At 69.8% G+C, this 22,432-nt stretch carries 19 protein-coding genes and 1 pseudogene; 10 read left to right on the top strand and 10 right to left on the bottom strand.

Annotated features, from left to right (window positions below):
* The first annotated feature begins 147 nt into the window (after nt 1–147).
* From MKK84_RS06235 to MKK84_RS06250, 4 genes are all read left to right on the top strand, one after another.
* Nucleotides 148–1,038 carry a DMT family transporter gene (locus tag MKK84_RS06235; RefSeq protein WP_243917639.1) on the top strand — a complete coding sequence of 297 codons (891 nt, stop codon included), beginning with the start codon at nt 148–150 and terminating at the stop codon, nt 1,036–1,038.
* Between the two features lie 174 nt (nt 1,039–1,212).
* Complete coding sequence (locus MKK84_RS06240) at nt 1,213–2,763, top strand: FAD-dependent oxidoreductase (protein WP_243917641.1); 1,551 nt, start codon at nt 1,213–1,215, stop codon at nt 2,761–2,763.
* A 78-nt stretch (nt 2,764–2,841) separates the two neighbouring features.
* On the top strand, nt 2,842–3,048 hold the full coding sequence (locus tag MKK84_RS06245; RefSeq protein ID WP_243917642.1) for a hypothetical protein: 207 nt from the start codon (nt 2,842–2,844) through the stop codon (nt 3,046–3,048).
* Nucleotides 3,049–3,328: 280 nt separating this feature from the next.
* Nucleotides 3,329–5,011, top strand: coding sequence for an acyl-CoA dehydrogenase family protein (locus MKK84_RS06250; RefSeq protein WP_243917644.1), 1,683 nt, complete (start codon nt 3,329–3,331; stop codon nt 5,009–5,011).
* Nucleotides 5,012–5,100: 89 nt separating this feature from the next.
* On the opposite strand, the gene MKK84_RS06255 is transcribed toward MKK84_RS06250, so the two are convergent.
* Entirely contained in the window at nt 5,101–5,277 is a 177-nt protein-coding gene (locus MKK84_RS06255) for a hypothetical protein (protein WP_243917646.1), read from the bottom strand.
* 113 nt (nt 5,278–5,390) lie between these two features.
* Nucleotides 5,391–6,659, bottom strand: a complete 1,269-nt coding sequence (locus MKK84_RS06260) for a glycosyltransferase family 4 protein (protein WP_243917648.1) — start codon at nt 6,657–6,659, stop codon at nt 5,391–5,393.
* Between the two features lie 112 nt (nt 6,660–6,771).
* Between MKK84_RS06260 and MKK84_RS06265 the strand changes: the two genes are divergently transcribed.
* The 5 genes from MKK84_RS06265 to MKK84_RS06285 all read left to right on the top strand — a co-directional run bounded on the left by MKK84_RS06265 (nt 6,772) and on the right by MKK84_RS06285 (nt 13,563).
* Nucleotides 6,772–8,028 carry a glycosyltransferase gene (locus tag MKK84_RS06265; protein WP_243917712.1) on the top strand — a complete coding sequence of 419 codons (1,257 nt, stop codon included), beginning with the start codon at nt 6,772–6,774 and terminating at the stop codon, nt 8,026–8,028.
* A gap of 330 nt (nt 8,029–8,358) precedes the next feature.
* Nucleotides 8,359–8,712, top strand: a complete 354-nt coding sequence (locus MKK84_RS06270) for a phasin (RefSeq protein WP_243917650.1) — start codon at nt 8,359–8,361, stop codon at nt 8,710–8,712.
* A 248-nt stretch (nt 8,713–8,960) separates the two neighbouring features.
* Entirely contained in the window at nt 8,961–9,581 is a 621-nt protein-coding gene (locus MKK84_RS06275) for a hypothetical protein (protein ID WP_243917652.1), read from the top strand.
* 119 nt (nt 9,582–9,700) lie between these two features.
* Nucleotides 9,701–10,960 (top strand): N-acetylmuramoyl-L-alanine amidase, encoded by a 1,260-nt coding sequence (locus MKK84_RS06280; protein WP_243917654.1) that lies wholly within the window; start codon nt 9,701–9,703, stop codon nt 10,958–10,960.
* Nucleotides 10,961–11,130: 170 nt separating this feature from the next.
* Nucleotides 11,131–13,563, top strand: a complete 2,433-nt coding sequence (locus MKK84_RS06285) for a penicillin-binding protein 1A (protein ID WP_243917656.1) — start codon at nt 11,131–11,133, stop codon at nt 13,561–13,563.
* Between the two features lie 311 nt (nt 13,564–13,874).
* Here MKK84_RS06285 and purQ read toward each other — a convergent pair whose 3' ends face one another.
* The 5 genes from purQ to MKK84_RS06310 all read right to left on the bottom strand — a co-directional run bounded on the left by purQ (nt 13,875) and on the right by MKK84_RS06310 (nt 17,286).
* Nucleotides 13,875–14,555 (bottom strand): phosphoribosylformylglycinamidine synthase subunit PurQ, encoded by a 681-nt coding sequence (gene purQ / locus MKK84_RS06290; protein WP_243917658.1) that lies wholly within the window; start codon nt 14,553–14,555, stop codon nt 13,875–13,877.
* The gene (gene purS, locus MKK84_RS06295; protein WP_243917660.1) at nt 14,555–14,794 is read right to left on the bottom strand and encodes a phosphoribosylformylglycinamidine synthase subunit PurS; all 240 of its coding nucleotides are present in this window, start codon (nt 14,792–14,794) and stop codon (nt 14,555–14,557) included. Before purS ends, purQ begins: the two co-directional genes overlap by 1 nt.
* Before the next feature lie 115 nt (nt 14,795–14,909).
* Nucleotides 14,910–15,149 (bottom strand): hypothetical protein, encoded by a 240-nt coding sequence (locus MKK84_RS06300; protein WP_243917669.1) that lies wholly within the window; start codon nt 15,147–15,149, stop codon nt 14,910–14,912.
* Nucleotides 15,150–15,249: 100 nt separating this feature from the next.
* On the bottom strand, nt 15,250–15,849 hold the full coding sequence (locus tag MKK84_RS06305) for an ActR/PrrA/RegA family redox response regulator transcription factor (protein WP_243917671.1): 600 nt from the start codon (nt 15,847–15,849) through the stop codon (nt 15,250–15,252).
* A gap of 45 nt (nt 15,850–15,894) precedes the next feature.
* Entirely contained in the window at nt 15,895–17,286 is a 1,392-nt protein-coding gene (locus MKK84_RS06310; RefSeq protein ID WP_243917673.1) for an ActS/PrrB/RegB family redox-sensitive histidine kinase, read from the bottom strand.
* A 316-nt stretch (nt 17,287–17,602) separates the two neighbouring features.
* Between MKK84_RS06310 and MKK84_RS06315 the strand changes: the two genes are divergently transcribed.
* Complete coding sequence (locus tag MKK84_RS06315) at nt 17,603–18,880, top strand: polyhydroxyalkanoate depolymerase (RefSeq protein ID WP_243917680.1); 1,278 nt, start codon at nt 17,603–17,605, stop codon at nt 18,878–18,880.
* Between the two features lie 350 nt (nt 18,881–19,230).
* On the opposite strand, the gene MKK84_RS06320 is transcribed toward MKK84_RS06315, so the two are convergent.
* The 3 genes and pseudogenes from MKK84_RS06320 to MKK84_RS06330 all read right to left on the bottom strand — a co-directional run.
* Nucleotides 19,231–20,163 carry an ABC transporter permease gene (locus MKK84_RS06320; protein ID WP_243917682.1) on the bottom strand — a complete coding sequence of 311 codons (933 nt, stop codon included), beginning with the start codon at nt 20,161–20,163 and terminating at the stop codon, nt 19,231–19,233.
* The gene (locus MKK84_RS06325) at nt 20,129–21,088 is read right to left on the bottom strand and encodes an ABC transporter permease (protein WP_243917684.1); all 960 of its coding nucleotides are present in this window, start codon (nt 21,086–21,088) and stop codon (nt 20,129–20,131) included. Before MKK84_RS06325 ends, MKK84_RS06320 begins: the two co-directional genes overlap by 35 nt.
* A gap of 14 nt (nt 21,089–21,102) precedes the next feature.
* Nucleotides 21,103–22,432, bottom strand: a pseudogene (locus MKK84_RS06330) (peptide ABC transporter substrate-binding protein); the annotation flags it as partial.

The following is a 22,432-nucleotide window of genomic DNA, read 5'->3' on the forward strand; positions in this document are numbered from 1 at the left end:
TCGGTGGAGAGCGTTCCATGGCGGCCCGTCAACGCAGCCGACGCGATCCGGTCCCGAACACGAACCGGTGACGCGCGGATGCCACGCTCCTGGGATGCGCCGGATCGCCGTTGCGACTCGGGGGCCGGATGCGCCTTAGATACCGCTATGCCGACATCCTCACGACCCCCAACGCACGCGGCCAGCCTCCTCCCGGCCCTGTTCGTACCGATCTGGGCGACCGGCTTCATCTCGGCCCGGGCGGTGGTGCCGCACGCGGATCCGCTGGGCTTCACGGCCGTGCGCTTCACGGCGGTCGCCCTGGTGCTGGCGGGGATCGCGCTGGCGTCGCGCGTGCGTTGGCCGGCGGACCGGGCGGGCTGGCGCGATCCCGTCATCGCGGGCTTCCTGATGCAGGGTGTCTACCTGTCGAGCACGTTCTGGGCGGTGAGCCACGGCCTGCCGGCGGGGATCGCGGCCCTCGTCGGCAGCCTCCAGCCCCTGCTGACCGCGCTTCTGGCGCAACCCCTGCTCGGCGAGCGGGTCAGCGCACGGCGGGCATTGGGGATCCTGATGGGCTTTGCCGGCGCGGGCCTCGTGCTGGCCCCGAAGCTCGGCGCCGCCGATCCGTCAGGGATCCCGCCGCTCGCGCTGAGCGTGAGCTTCCTGGCGGTCCTGTCGCTGACCCTCGGCACCCTCTGGCAGAAGCGCACCGGCGGGCGGGTCGATCTGCTCGCCGGGGCCACGCTCCAGTTCGTCGGCGGCATGGCCTGCGCGATCCCGCTGGCGCTCGCCTTCGGCAGCGCGCGGTTCGAATCCGTCGCGCCGGTCTGGCTCGGGCTTGCCTGGGCGGTCCTGATCAACTCGGTGGCCGGCATCCTGCTGCTGCTGGCGCTGATCCGGCGCGGCGCGGTGGCGGGGGTGGCGGCGCTGTTCTTCCTCGTCCCGCCGGTGGCGGCCGTGCTCGGCTACCTCCTGTTCGGCGAGGTGCTGACGCCGCTCCAGGGCGCCGGGATGGCGCTGGCCGCCCTCGGGGTCGCGGTGGCGAGCCGGGGTTGAGACCCTCCGGCCCGAGGCCCGGGTTTCCCAGGCTCCGCCCTGGACCCGCGAAAGGTCTCGACCTTTCGATACCATGACCTGGGCCTGCGACTGCAGGGCCCGGAAACCCTTCGCCGCCTCGCGGTTTGATGCGCGCGGGCTGGATGGCCCGGGCCGGCACCGAGCGCGACACGCATGGATCAGGACAAGCCCCGCGAGATCCGCCTCGCCCTCGACGCGATTCCCCTCGGCGGCAAAGCCGAGGGCAAGGCGGGCGATGACGCGGTCCTGTTCGTGCGCGACGCGGACGGCGTGCGCGCCTTCCAGGCCAAGTGCCCACATCTCGGCGCGCCGCTCGCCAAGGGCGAGATCTGCGGCGGACGGCTCTATTGCCCCTGGCACAAGGCCGCCTTCTCGGTCGCCGACGGGAGCCTGGAGGAGCCGCCGGCCCTCGAGCCTCTGACCCGCTATCCCGTGCGGATCGAGGGCGGCGAGGCGGTGGCGACGCTCACGCCCGAACCCGCACCGGCCAAGCGCGCCGCGACCTCCATCGAGACCGTCCTGATCGTCGGCGCCGGCGCGGCGGCGGCCGCCTGCGTGACGACCCTGCGTCGCGAAGGGTTTTCAGGCCGGATCACCATGGTCGGCCGCGAGGCGCACCCGCCCTACGACCGGACCAAGCTGTCCAAGCAGTTCCTGGCCAAGCCGACGCCGCCGGAGAAGACCCTGCTGGAGCCGGACTTTTCCGCGGCCCACGCAGTCGAGCGGATCGCGGCCGAGGCCACCCGGGTCGATCCGGCGACCCGTAGCGTCACCCTGGCGGACGGGCGCACCCTCACCGGCGACGCCCTGCTGATCGCCACCGGAAGCCGCGCCGCGGTGCCGGATTTCGAGGGCAAGGACCTCGACGGCGTGATGACCCTGCGCAGCCTCGACGACGCCGTGCGGCTCAGCGAGGCTGCCGGGCACGCCAAGCGCGTGGTGGTGATCGGGGCGGGCTTCATCGGCCTGGAGGCCGCGGCCTTCCTGACCAAGCGCGGCCTGTCGGTGACGGTCCTGTCCCGGGAGGAGATTCCCTTCGCCAAGCGCTTCGGCGCCGATGTTGGAGCGGCGCTGAAGCGCTACCATGCCGGCAACGGCATCACCCTTCTCACCGGCAAAGTCGCGCGGCTCGCCGGTGACGGCCATGTCACCGCGGTCGAGACCGAGGCGGGTGAAAACCTGCCGGCCGACCTCGTCCTGATCGGTGCCGGGGCGTCGCCCGAGACCGGGATCGTCGCCGGAGTGGAGCCGGACGAGAACGGCGGCCTTCGGGTCGGCGGGGACCTCACGCTCGCCGACCGGGTGTGGGTCGCGGGCGATATCGCCGCCTTCCCGGAGCAGGGCAGCGGGGTGACCGCGCGGATCGAGCATTGGCGGCTCGCTCAGCAGCACGGGACGCACGCGGCCCGGGCGATCCTGGGCGCACAGGGCGATTTCTCCGGTGCGCCGTTCTTCTGGAGCAACCAGGGCGACAAGCGCCTCGACTACGGCGGCTACGCGCCGGATTTCGAGCGGATCATCCTGCAGGGCGATCCGGCCGCCCTCGACTTCATCGCCTACTATGTCCGGGAGGGCCGCGCGGTGGCGGCCTGCAGCATCGGCCGCAACAAGCCCTTCACGGCGTTCCTGCATCTGCTGGGCGAGGGCCGGGTGCCGGGTCCGGAAGCGATCGAGGGCGGCGCCGATTTGGCCGCACAGGTGTGATGGAACCTGCGCCCCCACCTGTGCCTTTCGCTTGACGCTGCCCGCCGTCCGACAAGCCGGGCCGAGCCGGGAGGCCCCATGAACCAGATCCTCGTCGTCGCCCTCATCTGTGCCGCCTCGGTCCAGGCCCCGGACTGCTCGCGCGACACCGCCATCGACGTGGTCACGGGCCCGGCCCACACCCTCCAGGAATGCCTGATCCAGGGCCCGGTGCTTGCCGCCAATGCCGGCTTCAAGGGCGAGGATGGCGCCTACTTGAAGACGCGCTGCGAGCAGAAACGCTGAGCTTGGGCGGGCTCTTCCAGACCTGATCGACCGGGCTCGCCGCGCGCTCTTCCTGGTCCGCAGCAGGGGGAATGAGACGCGTGGCTCTGATGCAGTCCGGTTTTCAAGGATCGTCGCGTAAAGCCGGACGTGATCAGGCAGCCCGCATCGGCCGGATTGTGTCCGAAGTCCCCCGCTCTTCAACTTCAGTTCAAGACGCGGCAAACGAAATCTGCTTCGGCTTGCGCCGCGAACAGGTTAAAAGACACGATCCAGAGAAACGCCACGCGAGCAAAAAACCATGTCCGCATCCCCCGCCATCCAGACCGAGCCGCAGGATCTCGTGTCCCTCACCAAGGCCGCCGGTGAGAGCGCCAAGGCGCTGGCCGCCGAGGCCACGCGCCGGGTCCGCACGCGGATCCTCGGGACGGACGGGCGGATCGACGCGGCCAAGCTCGAAGGCCAGCAGCACGCCGCCCACGGGCTCGCGTGGCTCGCCACCTACGCGGAGGCCGTGCGTGAACTCGGCGCCTATGCCGAGCGCCTCCAGGGCGAGGGCAAGTTCGGTGAGACCGAGTCGCTCCTCGTCCGGATCGGCGCCGGCGAGTATCTCGACCAGCTCTTCTCCGGCATCCCGATGAGCCAGGGCGAGATGGTCCGCCCGATCGGCTCGCTCGGCCTCACCGCCAAGGAGGTGGCGCAGTACCGCACCGATGCGGTCGAGACCCTGATCGCCGAGGGCAATACCCTCGAGAACCGCGCCGCCCTGGTCGCCCAGATGCGCGACGGCAGCGGCTCGGCGACCGTCGGCGCCTCGGGCCTCGACGAGGACATGGAGGCGATCCGCTCCGAGATGCGCCGCTTCGGCAAGGCCGAGGTGGTCGACCAGGCGCACGAATGGCACCTGCAAAACGCCTACATCCCGATGGAGATCGTGACCAAGATGGCCGAACTCGGCGTCTTCGGCCTGACGATCCCCGAGGAATACGGCGGCATGGGCCTGCCCAAGACCGCCATGTGCGTGGTCTCGGAGGAACTGTCCCGGGCCTATATCGGCGTCGGCTCGCTCGGCACCCGCTCGGAGATCGCCGCCGAGCTGATCCTGTGCGGCGGCACCGAGGAGCAGAAGCAGCGCTTCCTGCCCAAGATCGCCTCGGGCGATATTTTGCCGACTGCCGTCTTCACCGAGCCGAACACCGGCTCGGATCTGGCCAGCCTGCGCACCAAGGCCGTCAAGGACGGCGACACGTGGAAGATCAGCGGCAACAAGACCTGGATCACCCATCCGGTCCGCGCCGACATCATGACCGTGCTGGTGCGCACCAAGCCCGAGGAGAAGGGCCACAAGGGCCTCTCCATGCTGATCGCCGAGAAGCCCCGCGGCACCGATGAGGATCCCTTCCCGGTCCAGGGCCTGTCGGGCGGCGAGATCGAGGTGCTCGGCTACCGCGGCATGAAGGAATACGAGCTGGCCTTCGAGGGCTTCGAGGTCCCGGCCGCGAACCTCCTCGGCGAGGTCGAGGGCAAGGGCTTCGCCCAGCTGATGCAGACCTTCGAGTCGGCCCGCATCCAGACGGCCGCGCGCGCCGTCGGCGTCGCCCAGTCGGCCCTCGATGTCGGCCTGCGCTATGCCGAGGAGCGGGTGCAGTTCGGCAAGCCGCTGGTCAGCTTCCCGCGGGTGGCCGACAAGCTTGCCATGATGGCGGTGGAGATCAACATCGCCCGCCAGCTGACCTACTTCTCGGCCCGCGAGAAGGACGAGGGCAAGCGCTGCGACCTGGAGGCCGGAATGGCCAAGCTGCTCGGCGCCCGCGTCGCCTGGGCGGCGGCCGACAACGCCCTGCAGATCCACGGCGGCAACGGCTTCGCGCTGGAATACGCGGTCAGCCGGATCCTGTGCGACGCGCGCATTCTCTCGATCTTCGAGGGTGCGGCCGAGATCCAGGCCCAGGTGATCGCGCGGCGTCTGCTCGAAGCCGCGTAAGGACCGGGCGGCTCCGCGGCCGCCCGGCATCGTCGGGGCTCCGCCCCGACACCCCGCCAAAGGGCCTCAGGCCCTTTGGAAACCCAAATCTACTTGGTGATCTTCACCGAGACCGGGTCGCTCGACGGGAAGGTTTCCTCCAGGGCGTCGTCCAGGCGCTCGTTGAGCTTCTCCTGCTTGTTGTCGGGATGCGCGTTGTCGCCCGGCTTGGCGCTGCCCTGCTGGATGCCCGGCTTGGTCTCGTTCTGCTTCTGCTCGTCGGCCATGTCGCTCACTCGTCCGTGACGGGGGCACGCAAGGTGCCAGTGCGCATCAACGCGGGCGGCGGCGGGTGTTTCCGATCTTTCGGGGACCGCGCGGCAATCCGGCCCCCGATCGCTCACGTCGCCGGGATCGACCGCTCGGCCGCCGCCGCGGCGACTGGATCACGGGCATCGGCGCCGCGCATCACGGTCTCGTAGACCCGCGCTAGGCGGTCGAGATGGGCGTCGAGGCTGAGCGGCGCCGCCCAGTAGCGCTCGTAGGCGGCCCGGCTCATCCGGGTGGCGAGCCCATCGTCCGACAGGCTGCGCAGATGTTCGGCCAGCGCTTCCGGGTCGCCCGAGCGGAACCAGAACCCGGTCTCGCCGTCGACCACCGCCTCCCGGCCCGCGCAGGCATCGCTGACGATCACCGGCGCGCCGCAGGCCAGCGCCTCGTAGACGGTCAGCGGCTGGCCCTCGTACCAGACGCTCGGGAAGACCAGCGCCCGGGCCTGCCGCATCAGCTCCTGCACGGCGTCCGCCGCGCGCCAGCCCAGCATGACGGCCTCGGGATAGCGCGCAGCGAGCGCGGCCCGCTCGGGCCCGTCGCCGACGAAGACCGCCCGCGCCCCCGCCTGCCGGGCCGCCTCGGCGAAGATCGGCGCGCCCTTCTCGGTGGAGATCCGCCCCACGAACAGGAAATCGCCCGGCGGCCCGTCCCGCAGCGGCGCCTGTGCCACCGCGATCGGGTTGTCGATCCGGTGGAACGCCGTTCCCTGGGGCATCAGCGGCCGCACGACCCGCTCCTGCAGGTCGCTGATCGTGATGACGTGCGAAAACAGCTCCGGCAGCCGGGCCACCTGGGTGAGGCCGACATGGCGGACCATTCGGGCGACCTTGCGCGGGTAGCTGCGTGCGTCGCAATTCGCCACGATGCAGGAGGCCGACATCGGCGTGCGGTGGCAGATCCGCTGCTCCGGGTAGGCGTAGAATCCGCCGGTCGGGCAGACCAGGAAGAACTCGTGCATCGTGTACAGGCAGGGCAGGCCCGAAGCCCGGAGCGCCGTGCCGATCGACGGCGAGAGCGCCTTGGCGAAGGCGTGGACATGGACCACGGTGTCGCGCGGGTCGCAGGCGGCGAGTTCCCGCGCGAGCGCCCGGCTCGCCGCGCCGTTCCAGATCGCCTGCGCGGCAAACGCCAGCTTGTTGCGCGTCGTCGAGATATCGTCCTGCTCCAGGCAGACGACCCGGATGCCGGCGGGTGCGAGCCGCGGATCCACCGGGCCGACGGCAGCGAACAGGCTCACCCGGACCCCGCGAGCGGCGAGTCCAAGGGCGGATTCGATCGCCACCTTGGCCTGTCCGCCATTGATCGAGGCGTGGTCTGCGACGAGGACGACGTGCATGGTCGGGTTTCCGACGCTCTAGTTCGGGATTGAGCGTTGTAACGACCCGCGGTTGATCCCCCGTAAACTGGTTTTCGCCATGATCCCGGCTGTCGAGACCGGGGCCGTTTCCATGCACGTCGTGATCCTGGCCGAGTTCGCGTCCGCCAGCGGTGGGGCCGAGAAGGTCGCGCTGGAATCGGCCCGGGGGCTCGCGGAGGCCGGCGTCTCGGTCACCTACCTCCAGGCGGTTGCGGGCGCGGCCGACCCGTTGCTCGATCACGCAAACATCCGGCGGGTGGTGCTCGGCTTGCCGGACATCTGGTCGCTCGGCGGCGCGAAGGCCGCGGCGGCCGGGATCTGGCACGCGGCAGCGGCGCGCAGCCTCGCGGCGGCGCTCGCCGCGTTGCCCGAGCGGCCGGACTGCATCCACCTGCATCAATGGACCCGAGCCCTGTCGCCGGCGATCTTCCCGGTCCTGTCGGGGGCGGGCGTGCCCATCATCGTTACCCTGCATGACTACGCCCTGGCCTGCCCGAACGGGGTCTATTACCGCTTCGACCGGGCGGAGCCCTGCGGACTCAAGCCCCTGTCGGCCGCCTGCATCGCGGCGCCCTGCGATGCACGCAGCCGCGCCCACAAGCTGGTGCGCGTCGCCCGGACCGTGGCCCTGCGGCAGGCGGTGCGGGGGCTGCCGCTCCACGTGGTCCATGTCAGCGACGCCAGCCAGCGGCGGATGGGCGACCTTCTCGGCACCTACGCCGTCACCCACCACCGGATCGACAATCCGGTCCGGGTCGCCGAGGGGCCACCGGCCGAGCCCCACCGCGGCGATACGATCGCGTATGTCGGGCGCCTGACCCGGGAGAAGGGCGCCGATCTGGTCGCCGAGGCCGCCCGCGCGGCGGGCCTGCCCGCCCTGTTCATCGGCGCCGGTCCCCTGGAGGCCGAGCTGCGCGCCCGGGACGGCGTGGAGATCATCGGCTGGCAGAGCCCCGCCGCGGTCTGGGAGATCCTGCGCCGCCGGGCCCGGGCGCTCGCCGCGCCGTCACGCTGGTACGAGACCGGGCCGCTCACCGTCTACGAGGCGCTGGCCGCCGGAATCCCGGTGGTCGCCTCCGGCCGATCCGGGGCCGCCGAGAAGGTCCGCCACGGGCAGACCGGCTTCGTGGTCGCCCCGGAGGTCGGGGCCCTGGCGGCCGCCTTCACGGCCCTGCGGGACGATGCCTGCGCCCGAAGCCTCGGCGCGCGGGCCTATGCCGAAGCCCGCGATGCGCCCATGACGCTGGCGACTCATGCGGCCGCACTCCGGACGCTGTACGGCCAGCTCGCAGGCGATGCGGGTGCGGTGCAGCATCACCCGTTGCCGGCTCTGCTGGAACGCCCGTGAAGCCCATCGATCCGGTAATATGTATTTAGGATACACGACCCGTTCAGCCCCTCTGGACAACAGGACGATTTCTTGTAAACGGATGCGCGCTCCGAATCACCAATCCAGGCGGCCTCTATAAACGGCAAAGCTTCGCCGATGGTCTGGTGTATCGGCCCGGGTCCGGAGATAAATCTTCCGAGATCCTGGATCCGGCATTTTATCGATCCTGCCGAGGGGGTATCCAGCCCCGCAATATGCACTTGACTTCTTGTTGCACTGCAACATATAGAGGCGCGTCACGGCGGACGCAGCTGGCGTCCCGCTCCAATGATCGTTCTGGAGACACAGATGCAGACCCCGAATTTCGAGATGCCGACCGAAATGCGCGACTTCGCCGAGAAGAGCGTCGACCAGGCCCGCAACGCCGTCGGCACCCTGATGGCCAATGCCGTCAAGGTCACCGAGCAGGCCCAGGTCTCGGGCCAGACCTTCCAGTCGACCGTCAGCGCGGCCCTCGCGAAGGGCTTCGACCACGCCCAGGCCAATGCCAACGCGACCTTCGACTTCGCGCAGAAGCTTGCGCGCACGAAGGACCTGCGCGAGGCCTTCGAGCTTCAGTCCGAGTTCGTCCGCAGCCAGTTCGCGGCGTTCCAGGCTCAGGCCAAGGATTACGGCGCCCTCGTCCAGAACGTCGCCCGTTAAGGGTGGGTCTACCCCCGGTCCTCACGGATCGGGGGTGTTCTAAAAAGATCCGGGTGGCCGCTTCGGACCGCCCGGATCCAACGATACGACGCCCGAGCGTCACGGGCTCGACCCTGGACGGCGCCGCCAGACCGATTATCGCTTCTGCGGGTCGTGAGCGGACAGGAGGAGATCGCGCGATGGGAAAGCCGCGTCGGCCAAGAGTAGGCCGTTCCAACTGGCAGCCGAAGCCGCCCCTGAATACGGGGATGCCCGCCTCGCTCGCGTCCTTGTCCGAGGCCCCGGTGGACGAGTCGGACGTGTCCGTGGTGGCCCTGTCACGCGCCGGGTTCGCGGATGACGCGCCGGTCTTGGCGTCAGCCCCGGAGATTGATCCCGTCGCCCCGGCCGAGCTGGTGGCGCAGGCCGTGCGGGTCGAACCCCGCCTCGCACCCGAAACCGATACCCCTGACAGCGTTGCCCACGCCGTGAATCCCCCCGAGGCGGAGCGCGACGAAGAGGCCGATCAGGACTCCCACGACGATCGTCATGCGCCCGAAAGCGCGGAGCCGGAGACGGCGTTCGCCGCGGCTCCGGCGCCGGATCTCGTCCCCACCGCGATGCCGCGCACCGCGGAGCCCGCGCCGCTGAACCGGTTCGCGTTCGCACCCGACTCAATCGACATGATCGAGATCGGCTCGACCATCGCCCGCTACATGCAGGGCGAGGGCACCGCCGCCCTGGAGCATTTCCGGGCTCTCTCGGATGTCCGCACGCCGGCCGATCTGATTCGCCTCCAGGTCGGCGAGGCCCAGCGTGCCGCCGACGCCTCCCTGACCTGCTGGGTCACGGTGATGGGCAAGGCGAGCCGCGTCGTCGCATTCCGTTGAGACCGGACTCGTCGCCCCCTCGCAAAACGGGTTGCCGGATCGAACCGGGTGCGACAACGCTCCGTTAACCAAGCCGGTCCCATGCCGTATCGGAGGGTACGGGAAACCAAACCGCACCGATGCCGAACTGCGCACGTCTGATCCGATCCGCCTGCTTCTGCCTCGCCCTGGCGCTCATGCCGGTGATGGCCGGTCCGCCCGCGACCGCGCAGAACGGTGACAAGCCCGCCATCGCCATTGGGGCCGATCTCGCCAGCCAGGGTGGCACGACCCGCCTCACCCTGACCCTGTCCCGGGCCGTGGAGGCCCGCGGCTTCGTGATGGAGCGGCCCGACCGGGCGGTGATCGACCTGCCCGAGGTCAACTTCCAGCTCGAATCGGGCGCGGGCAGCCGCCGGGACGGCCTCGTGCAATCCTTCCGCTACGGCCTGTTCGCCCCCGGGCGGTCCCGCATCGTGATCGACCTCGCGAGCCCCGCCACCGTGGGCAAGATCGAGACGACGACCCGGGCCAAGGACGGCGCCGTGCTGCTCACGATCCCGCTGCAGCGCGCCGACCGTGACGCCTTCCGCAAGGCGGCAGCTGCGGCCGATCCCGCCCCCGCGCAGGCCCGGGCCGCCGCGCCCGAACCCACCGACCAGCGCCCGCTGATCATGGTCGATGCCGGCCATGGCGGCACCGATCCCGGCGCCATCGCGGTGGGCGGCGTGTTCGAGAAGGACATCGTCTTCGGCTTCGCCCAGGCGCTCGTCGAGAAGCTGGAGGCGGGGGGGCGCTACCGGGTCCGGATGACGCGCGACCGGGACGTGTTCGTGCCTCTGGCCGACCGCGTCCGCCTCGCCCGCGAGGCCAAGGCCGACCTGTTCGTGTCGATCCACGCCGATTCGATCTCGGCGGCCCCGCAGGTGCGCGGCGCCACGATCTACACCAATGCCGAGAAGGCGACCGATCTCGAATCCGCCAAGCTCGCCGAGCGCGAGAACCGGGCCGACGCCGCCGCGGGCGCCGAGTCCGCCGAGGCGCCGCCGGACATCGCCGACATCCTTCAGGAACTCACCCTGCGGGAGACCCGCGGGTTCTCGTCGGGCTTCGCCCGGACCTTGATGGGCCAGCTCGGCCCGGTGATGGAGATGAGTACCAAGCCCCACCGGGAGGCGCGGTTCGTGGTGCTGCGCTCCCCCGATGTGCCGAGCGTGCTGGTGGAACTGGGCTACCTGTCGAGCAAGCGCGACCTGGAGATGCTGCAATCGCCGGAGTGGCGCGCCGGGGTCACCGGCTCCATGGCCAAGGCGATCGACGTGTTCTTCTCCAATCGTGCCAGCCTGGGGCGGCCCGTGATGACGCGTCGCTCGGCCGCCGTCGCCCCAGTTTTACCATAGAGTAAGTGTCGATACGGGCTGTCCGAACGCCCCGTCGCACCGCCGTCGCAACCGGCAATCCGAGGGGGCCTCAGGTGACCATCCGGGGGCCGACCGCATCGTGAGCGGAGCTGCGCGCCGGGTGAGCCGATTCCGGCATGCGGCCGGGCCAGCGACGAGCGGAACACCGGATGCGTCTGATCCTTCGTTTCTTCGGGATCCTGTTCAGCGCCGCCGCGGTGCTGTTCGTGATCGGCGCGGCGGCGGGCGGTTACTTCTACTGGAAGTACAGCCAGGACCTGCCCGACCACGCCGCGCTCGCCAATTACGAGCCGCCGGTGATGACCCGCATCCACGCGGCCGACGGCTCGCTGCTGGCCGAATATGCCCGCGAGCGCCGGCTCTACCTGCCGATCCAGGCGATGCCGAAGATCGTGGTCGCGGCCTTCCTGTCGGCCGAGGACAAGAATTTCTACAAGCATGGCGGCATCGACCCCGAGGGGATCGTGCGCGCCTTCCTGACCAACGCCAAGTCGGGCAAGCGCCAGGGCGCCTCGACCATCACCCAGCAGGTCGCCAAGAACTTCCTGCTGTCCTCCGAGCAGACCTACGACCGGAAGGTCAAGGAGGCGCTGCTGGCGCTCCGGATCGAGTCGGCCTACTCCAAGGACAAGATCCTCGAACTCTACCTCAACGAGATCTTCCTGGGCACCATCGTCCCGGGCCGCAACCTGCACGGGGTTGCCGCGGCGGCGCTCGATTATTTCGGCAAGTCGGTCCACGAGCTGACCATCAACGAGGCGGCCTACCTCGCCGCCCTGCCGAAGGGGCCGAACAACTACCACCCCTACCGCAAGACGCAGGCGGCGCTCGACCGCCGCAACGAGATCATCCGCCTGATGGCGGAGAACAATTACATCACCCGGGATGAGGCGGACGCGGCCAAGAAGATGCCGCTCGGGGTCAACCCGCGGGTCGCCTTCCCGAACGCCGCCAATGCCAACTACTTCACCGAGGAGGTCCGCCGCGAGATCTCCGAGCGCTACGGCGAGAAGAAGCTCTACGAGGGCGGCCTCTCGGTGCGCTCGACGCTGGATCCGAAGATGCAGGCCTGGGCCCGCAAGGCCCTGGTCGACGGCCTCGTCCGCTACGATCAGGCCCATGGCTGGCGCGGCGCGGTCACCAAGGTCGACCTGACCGGGCGCGACTGGGGCATGGCGGCGGCCGAGGTGCCGGCGCTCGGCGACGTGGCGCCCTGGCGGCTCGCCGTGGTGCTGGGCAACGGCGGCGGCGGCGTGCAGGTCGGCCTCCAGCCCAAGCGCGAGGCGTCGGGCCAGGTCGGCAAGGACCGCGAGACCGGCGTGATCACCCCGGACGGGATGCGCTGGGCCGGCCGCGCCAATCTCCAGGCCGGCGACATGGTGTATGTCGAGGCGATCGAGGGCGGGAAGGGCCAGTTCCGCCTGCGCCAGAAGCCCGAGGTCTCCGGCGCCATCGTGGCCATGGACCCGAATACCGGCCGCGTCCACGCGATGGTCGGCGGCTTCTCGTACGACGAATCCGAGTTCAACCGCGCCACCCAGGCGATGCGCCAGCCCGGCTCCTCGTTCAAGCCGATCGTCTACTCGGCGGCTCTGGACAACGGCTACACCCCCGCCTCGATCGTGCAGGACTCGCCGATCACCATCGAGGGCGGCCCCGGCCAGGAGGCCTGGACGCCTTCGAACTACGACGGCAAGTCCGGTGGCCCGCACACCCTGCGCTACGGGATCGAGCACTCGAAGAACCTGATGACGGTCCGGCTCGCCAAGGATGTCGGCATGCCGCTCATCGCCGAGTATGCCCGTCGGTTCGGCGTCTACGACGACATGCTGCCGGTTCTGCCGATGTCGCTGGGCGCGGGCGAGACCACGGTGATGCGCATGGTCACCGCCTACTCGATGCTGGCCAATGGCGGCCGGCGCATCCGGCCGACCCTGATCGACCGGATCCAGGACCGCATCGGCGAGACGATCTACCGGCACGACAACCGCAAGTGCATCGGTTGCGACGCCGAGAAGTGGTCGGGCCAGGACGAGCCGAAGCTGGTGGACGATTCCGAGCAGGTGCTCGACCCGCTGACCGCCTACCAGATGGTCTCGATCATGGAGGGCGTGGTCCAGCGCGGCACCGCGACCCTGCTGAAGCAGATCGGCAAGCCGCTCGCCGGCAAGACCGGCACCACCAACGACGCCAAGGACGCGTGGTTCGTGGGTTTCTCGCCGGATCTGGCGGTGGGCATCTATCTCGGCTTCGACAAGCCCCGCTCGCTCGGCGACCGCGCCACCGGCGGCGGGCTGGCCGCGCCGATCGCCCTGGAGTTCCTCAAGACCGCCCTCAAGGACAAGCCGCCGACCCCGTTCCGCGTACCCCCGGGCATCAAGCTGATCCGCATCAACCTCGCCAGCGGCACGCGGGCCGGCTCGAGCGAGGGGGCGGGGACGATCCTGGAGGCGTTCAAGCCCGGCACCGCGCCGCCGGATTCCTACGTGGCCCCGTCCGGCGGCAGCCAGGCACCGGCCCCCGCGGCGGCGGCGGTGCCGGCGGATCCCGATCGGGCCGCGCAGGCGGGTGGGCTGTACTGAGGACGGAACCCACGAGAACCGCGCGTCTCCCTCCCCCTCTGCGGGGGAGGGAGACGCGGCGGACGCGAAGAATCATCTTCGAAACGGCCGCCCAACAAGGCACCCCGCCCAGCGATGTGCGACCATCGCAGCTCTGCGCGCTCCTGAGCCCGCACAGAAAAAAGCCGCCCCGGAGGGAGCGGCTTGGAGGAGTCTTCAGGGAGGCATCAAACAGAGCGGACGAGTAGGTCCAACTCCACATCCAGAAAACTGGATGCCTCTTTATCAATCAAAAACCTTAATACCTCGTAAATACCAGTCTTCGCGAGCGATCACGCCGCCAGACTGTCGAACAGCCCGCGCCCGTCGGTGCCGCCGATCAGATCCTCGACGAAGTTCTCCGGGTGCGGCATCATGCCGAGCACGTTGCGGTTCTCCGACAGGACGCCCGCGATCGCGTTGAGCGAGCCGTTGCGGTTGGCCTCGACGGTGATGGTCCCCGCCGCGTCGCAGTACCGGAAGGCCACCCGGCCCTCGCCCTCGATCCCCGCCAGAGGCTCGGGATCGGCGAAATAGTTGCCCTCGCCGTGGGCGACGCAGACGTCGATGACCTGACCCTGCCGGTAGGCGCTTGTGAAGCGGGTATCGGTGCGCTCGACCCGGAGCGTCTGCCGGTGGCAGATGAAGCGCCGGTTCACGTTGCGCATCAGGACGCCCGGCAGCAGGCCGGATTCGCACAGGATCTGGAAGCCGTTGCAGATGCCGAGCACGAGGCCGCCCCGGGCCGCATGCGCCCGCACCGCATCCATGGCGGCCGCCCGTCCGGCGATCGCTCCGCAGCGCAGATAGTCGCCGTAGGAAAAGCCGCCCGGCAGGACGGCGAGGTCGGTGCCGGCCGGCAGCTCGTGATCCGCGTGCCAGACGAGGCTCACCCGCGCGCCCGAGCGGCGCAATGCCCGGACGACATCGCTCTCGCGGTTCGAGCCGGGGAAGACGATGACCGCGGCGTGCATCAGAGCATCTCGATCGTGTAGTTCTCGACCACCGTGTTGGCCAGGAGCTTCTCGCAGGCGGTGCGCAGCGTCGCCTCGGCGGCGGCAGCGTCGGGGGCCGCCACCTCGATGTCGAACACCTTGCCCTGCCGCACGCCCTCGACCCCCTGGATCGCCAGCGACTTGAGCGCGGCCTCGATCGCCTTGCCCTGCGGGTCCAGCACGCCGGTCTTCAGGGTGACGATAATACGGGCTTTCATGGATTCTCGGGTCTCGCGCGTCGCCGGGACGAGGGTCTCACCTGCGGCAACGTTTCACAGGCTGCCGCGGTTCTCTGTAGCAGGAAGGCCGCCAGCCTGTCGAACGCGGGTCGCGTCATCGACGGGGCGAGGCGGCACCCGCGCGCAGCGGCTCGATGCTGATCGCCCGCCGCCAGAGCTGCAGCATGATCCAGGCCGCGAACAGGCTGAACAGACCCATCAGGACATGGCCGACCCGGTCCCCAAGATCGAACAGGCCGGCCAGCGCCCAGCCGGCCGCGATGGCCACAGCGAACACCTCGGTGCCCACGAGGACCATCATGCTCACGATGGTGATGGCGTTGCGCCCGTTCACGCGATCGACCCCTGAAAATAGGACGGGTCCCGGACGAAAACCGTCCGAGACCCGCGCAGCTAGCCCGGCAGGGCCGCCGATGCAACCAAGCGCACCCCTGTTAGCGCGGCGCGCGCTTCGCCAGGATCCGCTGCAGCGTCCGCCGATGCATGTTCAGGCGCCGGGCCGTCTCGCTGACATTGCGGCCGCACAGCTCGTAGACCCGCTGGATGTGCTCCCACCGGACCCGGTCGGCCGACATCGGGTTCTCGGGCGGATCGGCCCGCTCGCCGGGCTGCGCCATCAGCGTGCCGTGGATCTCGTCGGCATCGGCGGGCTTGGCGAGATAGTCGAAGGCGCCGAGCTTCACCGCGGTGACCGCGGTTGCGATGTTGCCGTAGCCGGTCAGGATCACGCCGCGTGCTTCCGGGCGGCGCTCCTTCAGGCGGGCGATCACGTCGAGGCCGTTGCCGTCGCCGAGGCGCATGTCGATCACCGCGAAGGCCGGGGCCCGGGCTTCGACGGCCGAGACGCCATCCGCGACGCTGTCGGCCACCTGCACGTGGTAGCCGCGGCTCTCCATGGCGCGTGCGAGACGGGTCTGGAAGGGCTTGTCGTCATCGACGATCAGCAGGCTGCGGTCGGAGAAGGCGGCCAGTGGATCGGCGTCGCTGAGTACGGCAGCGTCGGTCGCCGCCGCGGTCCCGGGCTGCGTAAGCATCGGGCGTTCCTTTCAGGTTTTCATCGTCAGTTCTTGGTCTGTCCCTTATATAGGAACGACATCGCGCGGGGGCAGGGGGTGTTGGATATTGAGTTCCGGCGAATGACGCGGCGCTGCCCCGCGCTCGAAGATGTGGCGGGCCCAGGACACGCGCACCACCGCCCCGTGGGATTCCGGCGTGGGCACGTTCATCAGCACGAGCTGGGCGCCTGAGCGCTCGATCAGGGTCTTGGCGATGAACAGCCCGAGCCCCAGCCCCGCCCCGACGGTCCCGCCCGATTGCGGCCGGTCCTGACTGCGGGTGGTTACGTAGGGCTCGCCGGCCCGCAGCAGAACCTCGCTGGAGAAGCCCGGGCCGTCGTCCCGGATCTCGAGCCAGACCCGCTCCTGGCTCCAGCGCCCTTCCACGGATACCCGCGCCTCGGCGAAGTCCGCGGCGTTGTCGAGGATGTTGGCGAGACCGAACATCACCCCCGGGTTGCGGCGGCAGGCCGGCTCGGGCCCGTCCCCGAGGCTCGTGATGTCGAGCGCGGTGCCGAGCGCCCGCTGCGGCGCCACCAGCTCCTCGACGAGGTGGCTGAACGTGACCGTCTCCAGGAAGCCGGCGCCGGCGCCGTCGCCGTCGAGCGAGGTGAGCTTGCCCAGGATGCCGCGGCAGCGGTCGACCTGCTCGCGCAGCAGATTCAGATCCTCCGCCACCGCGGGCGAGGCGGTCGGGCCGAGCTGGCGGATCAGCTCCTTGGTGACCAGCATGATGGTGCCGAGCGGGGTGCCCAACTCGTGGGCGGCCGCGGCCGCCAGCCCGTCGAGCTGGGACAGGTGCTGCTCGCGGGCGAGCACGAGCTCGGTGGCGGCCAGCGCCTGGGCGAGGAGCCGCGTCTCCTCCGCCACCCGCCACGCGTAGACGCCCGTGAAGGCGGTGCCGAGCAGGATCGCGGTCCAGACGCCCGAGACGTACAGGAACGGCAATTCGATCCGCCCGTCCGCGAACCAGGGAAGCGGCCGATGGACCAGGGCCAGCAGGGTCGCGAGACCCACCGCCAGCAGGCCGAGCGCCAGCGTCCGCTCCGGCGGCAGGGCGGTCGCCGAGATCAGTACGGGGGCGAGGAACAGCAGTGAGAACGGGTTCTGCAGCCCGCCCGTGAGAAACAGCAGGGCGGCGAGCTGCACGATGTCGAACGCGAGGAGCAAGGCCGCGGAATCGTCGCTGAGCCGGTAGCTCGCCGGGAAGCGGATGCGCAGCGCGAGGTTCAGCCAGGACGAGGTGGCGATCACCAGGAAGCACCAGCCGAAGGGCAGCGGCAGGCCGAGGCCGAACTGCGCCCCGACCACGGCCGCGCTCTGGCCGGTGATGGCGAGCCAGCGCAGGCGGACGAAGGTGTCGAGCCGCAGGTGTCGCGCGTCGCGGACGAGGCCGTTCAGATCGGAATCGGGCATGCACTGCTTCGGTGAGGCGTCGGACGGACTGGGCCGGTACGAACGTTTCGCGACAGCCGGCAACGTTCAAGGCCGGCGATGTCGCGGATCCGGGAGGCCGGCAAGTCTTCCGGGGCAAGTTCTCCGGTGAACGTCATCCGGGGCAAGTCATCCGGGCCGAATCGTCACAGGCGTCATCGTCACAGGGAAATCGTCCCCACCTGGGGATGTTCCATTATCGTTCAGGGTGGAACATTATCCTGCCGATTCTGGTCGGGGGTGTTCGGTGCCGGTTGGCACGCAACATCGAAGGCCGGCGGCAGACCGTGAGGTAACGATGCTCCTGGCCTATTCGATGTACGAGGGCGCCCGCGCCCTGATGACGCCGGCCCGGGTTGCCGCGGATCTCACGCGTTACGGCCTCCAGATTCCCGGCAATCCCCTGGCTTACGGGCCCTACGCGCGGGCGGTCAGCGCCGGCTGCGAGATGTTCGAGCGCGTCACCCGCCAGTACGGCAAGCCGGCCTTCGGCTTCACCGAGACGATGGTCGACGGCCAAGCGGTGCCGGTCAGCGAGCGGGTGGTGTGGGAGCGGCCGTTCTGCCGCCTGATCGCCTTCGACCGCGCCTTCCCGACGCCGCCCACCGAGGCGCAGCCGAAGCTGCTGATCGTGGCGCCGATGTCCGGACACTACGCCACGCTGCTGCGCGGCACCGTGGAGGCGATGCTGCCGAACCACCGGGTGTTCGTCACCGACTGGACCGACGCCCGGATGGTGCCGCTGCTGGCCGGCCGCTTCGACCTCGACGACTACATCGACTACCTGCAGGAGATCTTCGCCGTCCTGGGGCCGGATCTGCACGTCATGGCGGTGTGCCAGCCGGCGGTGCCGGTCTTCGCCGCGGTGGCGCTGATGGAGGCGGCCGACGAGCCCGCCGTGCCGAGCTCGATGACCCTGATGGGCGGCCCGATCGACACGCGCCGCTCGCCCACCGCGGTGAACTGCCTCGCGCAGGAGCGCGGCCAGAAGTGGTTCGAGCAGAACACGATCAGCCTCGTGCCGCCGATCTACCCGGGGGCGTGGCGCCGGGTCTATCCGGGCTTCCTGCAGCTCTCGGGCTTCATGGCGATGAATCTCGACCGGCACGTCACCGCCCATTCGGACATGTTCGACCATCTGGTGGGCGGCGACGGCGACTCGGCCGAGAAGCACCGGGAGTTCTACGACGAGTACCTCGCGGTGATGGATCTCACCGCCGAGTACTACCTCCAGACGGTGCAGACCGTGTTCGTGAACCACGCCCTGCCGAAGGGTGAGATGCAGCACCGGGGCGCTCCGGTCGATCTCGGGGCGATCCGCCGCTGCGCGATCCTGGCGGTCGAGGGCGAGAACGACGACATCTCCGGCGTCGGCCAGACCAAGGCGGCGCTCGACCTGACGCCGAACCTGCCCGACGCGCGCAAGGCCTATCACCTCCAGGCCGGGGTGGGGCATTACGGGGTGTTCAATGGCTCCCGCTACCGCACGGTGATCGCACCGCGCATCGCCGCCTTCATCCGCGCCATGCAGGCGGTGCCGGCCGCGCGCGGCGGGCATCTGCGGCAGGTGGGCTGACCGGGCCGCAGGTTTCCCTCTCCGCAGGGGCTTGCGAATTCACGCTGTGCCGACTGCGCCGAGGCTGGACGCAGTTTCCCCCTCGCCCCGCTTGCGGAGCGAGGCGGCAGCCGAAGGTGAGGGGGGCTCGAATGGAGGAGTCCCTTCCGGAGCCGCCCCCTCACCGCCGCTGCGGCTTCGCCTCCGCTTCCCGCACGGACGACGAGGTCCGTGCGGGCCTCTCCCCGCGTGCGGGGAGAGGGGGGTGTCGCGCGCATCAAACCCGAAATGTGAATATCGTCGTCCGCGGAGGGGGGAGGGAGACACGCGTGCCGTGAAGCGGCCTCGATGACCGCGCGCCCCTCGACCCGTCACAGAACCCGTCGCGGATCGAGCGCATCGCGCAGACCGTCGCCGATGAAGTTGATCGACAGGACGGTCAAAAAAATCGCGCCCCCCGGGAACAGCGCCCAATGCGGCGCCACGTCGAGGTGGTCCTTGGCGTCGAACAGCAGGCGTCCCCAGGTCGGGATGTCGGGCGGGAAGCCGAGCCCCAGGAACGAGAGCGTCGATTCCGCGATGATCGCCGCCGAGACCTCGATCGAGGCGGCCACGATCACCGGTCCCAGCGCGTTCGGCAGGATGTGGCGGCGCACGAGGTGCCCGGTGGTCGCCCCCTGCGAGCGGGCCGCCTCCACGAACTCCTTCTCACGCAAGGTCAGGAACTGCGCCCGCACCAGCCGGGCGACCGGCATCCAGCGCAGGCCCCCGATCACCGCGACGATCATCAGGAACACGCCGCCCTGTGTGCCGAACACGGCCTTCAGGCTGTCGCGGAACAGGTAGATCACCAGCAGCAGCAGCGGCAGCTGCGGCAGCGACAGGAACAGGTCGGTCAGCCACATCAGCACCGGGTCGAGGAGGCGGCGCGACATGCCGGCCAGCGCGCCCACCAGCACCCCGATCAGGCTCGCCACCGCCATGGCGGCGAAGCCGACGGCAAGCGAGATCCGGCCGCCATGGATCATCCGGGCCAAGAGATCCTGGCCGAGGTCGTCGGTGCCGAACGGGTGATCCCAGGACGGGCCTTGGAGCTGGGCCGCGAAGTCGATATCGTCGATGGCGACCGGCCAGAGCAGGCCGCCGAACACCACGCCGGCGACCAGTACGGCCAGCACGCCGACGCTCGCCAGCGCCAGCCGATGCCGCCGGAAGCGCCGCCAGGTCTCCCGCCCCGGCGAGGCCGGTGCGCGGGCAGGGGCCATCGCCTCATCGGAGGGCGATGCGAGGGTCGAGCCAGCCATAGAGCAGGTCCGCGACGAGGTTGAACAGGATGACGAGGCCGGCGAACACGAAGGTCACCGCCATCACCACCGGCGTGTCGTTGGCCAGCATCGCGTCGATCAGCAGCGAGCCGATGCCGGGAATCCGGAAGATCTGCTCGGTGACGATGGCGCCGCCGAACACCGCCGGGATCTGGAGGGCGACCAGCGTCACCACCGGGATCAGGGCGTTGCGGGCGATGTGCCGGCGGGTCACCGTGCCCTCGGAGAGGCCCTTGGCGCGGGCCGTGGTGACGTAGTCAAGCCGGGCGACGTCCAGCGCCGAGGCGCGCACGTACCGGGTGTAGGAGGCGGCCTGGAAGAAGCCCAGCACCGCCACCGGCATGATCGCCTGCCGGATGTTCGCCCAGACCCAGGGCAGGCCGGAGCCCGGCAGGTCGGCCTGGTAGACGAAGGGCAGCCAGCCGAGCTTGATCGAGAACAGCAGGATGAACAGCAGGCCGGTGAAGAAGGTCGGCAGCGAGAAGCCCACGAAGGCCAGGGTGTTGGCGACCTGATCGGCCAGCGAATAGGGCCGGCGCGCCGCATAGAGGCCGACCGGCACCGCGATCAGCAGCGCCAGCACCTGGGAGGAGCCGACGATGAACAGGGTCGTCGGCAGCCGCTGCAGGATCAGCGCATCGACGTTGACCCGGCTGGCGAAGGAGAAGCCCCAATCGCCGTGCAGCATGGCGGTGAGCCAGTGCAGGTAGCGGGTGAAGATCGGGTCATCGAGGCCGAACTTCACCCGCAGGGCGGCCCGCACCTCCGGGGGCACGTTCGGGTTGCTGGCGAGTTCGCCGAACGGGTCGCCGGGCGCGAGCGCCAGGACGGTGAACAGGATCAGGCTGATGCCGAGCAGGCTCGGGATCGCGATCAGGAGGCGTCGCAGGATGTAGGCGCCCATGGCCCCGCTCCCGCTCAGGCCTCCCGGTACCAATCGGGCAGGAACGACAGGTCGTTGTCCCAGCCGCTGCGGGGCGCGGTCAGCGTGGCGCCCACCGCCGAGACCTCGGCCCGGTGGATCAGCGGCAGCACGTTCTCGGAGACCGCGAGGTCGTTGCAGGTGATGAGCAGCGCCGCCCGCTTGACCGGGTCGAGCTCGCTCTGGGCGGCGTTGTAGGCCTTGTCGTAGGCGTCGTTGCGCCAGCGCACGACGTTGCGGCCCTGCCACTTGTTGGCTTTCTGGGCGACCTCCCAGGAGGCGTACATCAGCAGCCAGATCGCCGGATCGGCCTGGGTCATGCTGTAGGCGTACATCTCCATGTCGGCGTAGAAATGCGTGCAGGTGTCGGGGTTGGCCGGGTCGGACGAGAAGAACACCGAACCGGTCACGGATTTCAGCTCGATCTCGATGCCGGCCTTGGCGGCCGCCTGCTTGATGATCGCCTGGGTCTTCTGGCGCGGGGCGTTGATCGAGGTCTGGAAGACCAGCTTGAGCTTCTTGCCGTCCTTGGCGCGGATGCCGTCCGAACCCTTGGTCCAGCCGGCCTCGTCGAGCAGCGCGTTGGCGCGTGCCGGGTCGAAGGCGAAGCTGGTATCCTTCGAGACGAAGCGCTCCGGGCCGTTGACCGTGTTGGCGGTGGCCTTGCCGGTGCGTCCGTAGATGTAGGTCTGGATCGACTTGCGGTCGACGAGCAGATTCAGCGCCCGGCAGACCTTCGGGTCCGAGAAGGCGGGGTGCCTCGTCGTGATCGAAGACCGCTCGCCGTCGACCTCGACGTTCGGGTCGGTGGCGTTGAGCAGCAGGAATTCCAGCTTGCCGCCATACACCACGTCGACCCGGCCCTTGCCGCCGGTCTCCAGGCGCTTCAGCACCTCGTCCTCGATTAGCATGTTCCAGGCGTAGTCGTACTCGCCGGTCTGGAGCACCGCGCGGGCGGCCGAGACCGCGTCGCCGCCGCCCTTCATCTCGATCGTGTCGAAATACGGCCGGTTCGGCAGGTGGTAATCCGGATTGCGCTCGCCGCGGACGATGTCGCCGGGCCGGAACTCCACGAACCGGTACGGGCCGGTGCCCACCGGGGCGAGGTTCTGCGGCGCGTCACGGGATTTGGCGCCGCTATAGGGCCGGAAAGGTGCTGCGGCAACACCCTCCCGACCATGCCCAAGAAGGCGTCGCACCAGTAAGGCGGCGGCTTGGTCAAAACGAACCGGACGCCGAGGTCCTCGACCTTCTCGAACTTGCAATCCTTGTAGGACCCGGCCGTCACCGCCGCGGTGGCGGGATCGCGGGGATACGCCCAGGTGA

The sequence above is a fragment of the Methylobacterium sp. E-065 genome (genome assembly GCF_022829605.1).
GTDB lineage: Bacteria > Pseudomonadota > Alphaproteobacteria > Rhizobiales > Beijerinckiaceae > Methylobacterium.

Bases quoted from the DNA above. Each gene is read 5' to 3' on its own strand.
- MKK84_RS06325 (WP_243917684.1), bottom strand. From the start codon at position 21,088: ATGGGCGCCTACATCCTGCGACGCCTCCTGATCGCGATCCCGAGCCTG.
- MKK84_RS06245 (WP_243917642.1), top strand. From the start codon at position 2,842: ATGAACCAGATCCTCGTCGTCGCCCTCATCTGTGCCGCCTCGGTCCAG.
- MKK84_RS06240 (WP_243917641.1), top strand. From the start codon at position 1,213: ATGGATCAGGACAAGCCCCGCGAGATCCGCCTCGCCCTCGACGCGATT.
- MKK84_RS06255 (WP_243917646.1), bottom strand. From the start codon at position 5,277: ATGGCCGACGAGCAGAAGCAGAACGAGACCAAGCCGGGCATCCAGCAG.
- purQ (WP_243917658.1), bottom strand. From the start codon at position 14,555: ATGCACGCCGCGGTCATCGTCTTCCCCGGCTCGAACCGCGAGAGCGAT.
- MKK84_RS06305 (WP_243917671.1), bottom strand. From the start codon at position 15,849: ATGCTTACGCAGCCCGGGACCGCGGCGGCGACCGACGCTGCCGTACTC.
- MKK84_RS06280 (WP_243917654.1), top strand. From the start codon at position 9,701: ATGCCGAACTGCGCACGTCTGATCCGATCCGCCTGCTTCTGCCTCGCC.
- MKK84_RS06265 (WP_243917712.1), top strand. From the start codon at position 6,772: ATGCACGTCGTGATCCTGGCCGAGTTCGCGTCCGCCAGCGGTGGGGCC.
- MKK84_RS06260 (WP_243917648.1), bottom strand. From the start codon at position 6,659: ATGCACGTCGTCCTCGTCGCAGACCACGCCTCGATCAATGGCGGACAG.
- MKK84_RS06320 (WP_243917682.1), bottom strand. From the start codon at position 20,163: ATGGCTGGCTCGACCCTCGCATCGCCCTCCGATGAGGCGATGGCCCCT.
- purS (WP_243917660.1), bottom strand. From the start codon at position 14,794: ATGAAAGCCCGTATTATCGTCACCCTGAAGACCGGCGTGCTGGACCCG.
- MKK84_RS06315 (WP_243917680.1), top strand. From the start codon at position 17,603: ATGCTCCTGGCCTATTCGATGTACGAGGGCGCCCGCGCCCTGATGACG.
- MKK84_RS06275 (WP_243917652.1), top strand. From the start codon at position 8,961: ATGCCCGCCTCGCTCGCGTCCTTGTCCGAGGCCCCGGTGGACGAGTCG.
- MKK84_RS06270 (WP_243917650.1), top strand. From the start codon at position 8,359: ATGCAGACCCCGAATTTCGAGATGCCGACCGAAATGCGCGACTTCGCC.
- MKK84_RS06250 (WP_243917644.1), top strand. From the start codon at position 3,329: ATGTCCGCATCCCCCGCCATCCAGACCGAGCCGCAGGATCTCGTGTCC.
- MKK84_RS06285 (WP_243917656.1), top strand. From the start codon at position 11,131: ATGCGTCTGATCCTTCGTTTCTTCGGGATCCTGTTCAGCGCCGCCGCG.
- MKK84_RS06310 (WP_243917673.1), bottom strand. From the start codon at position 17,286: ATGCCCGATTCCGATCTGAACGGCCTCGTCCGCGACGCGCGACACCTG.
- MKK84_RS06235 (WP_243917639.1), top strand. From the start codon at position 148: ATGCCGACATCCTCACGACCCCCAACGCACGCGGCCAGCCTCCTCCCG.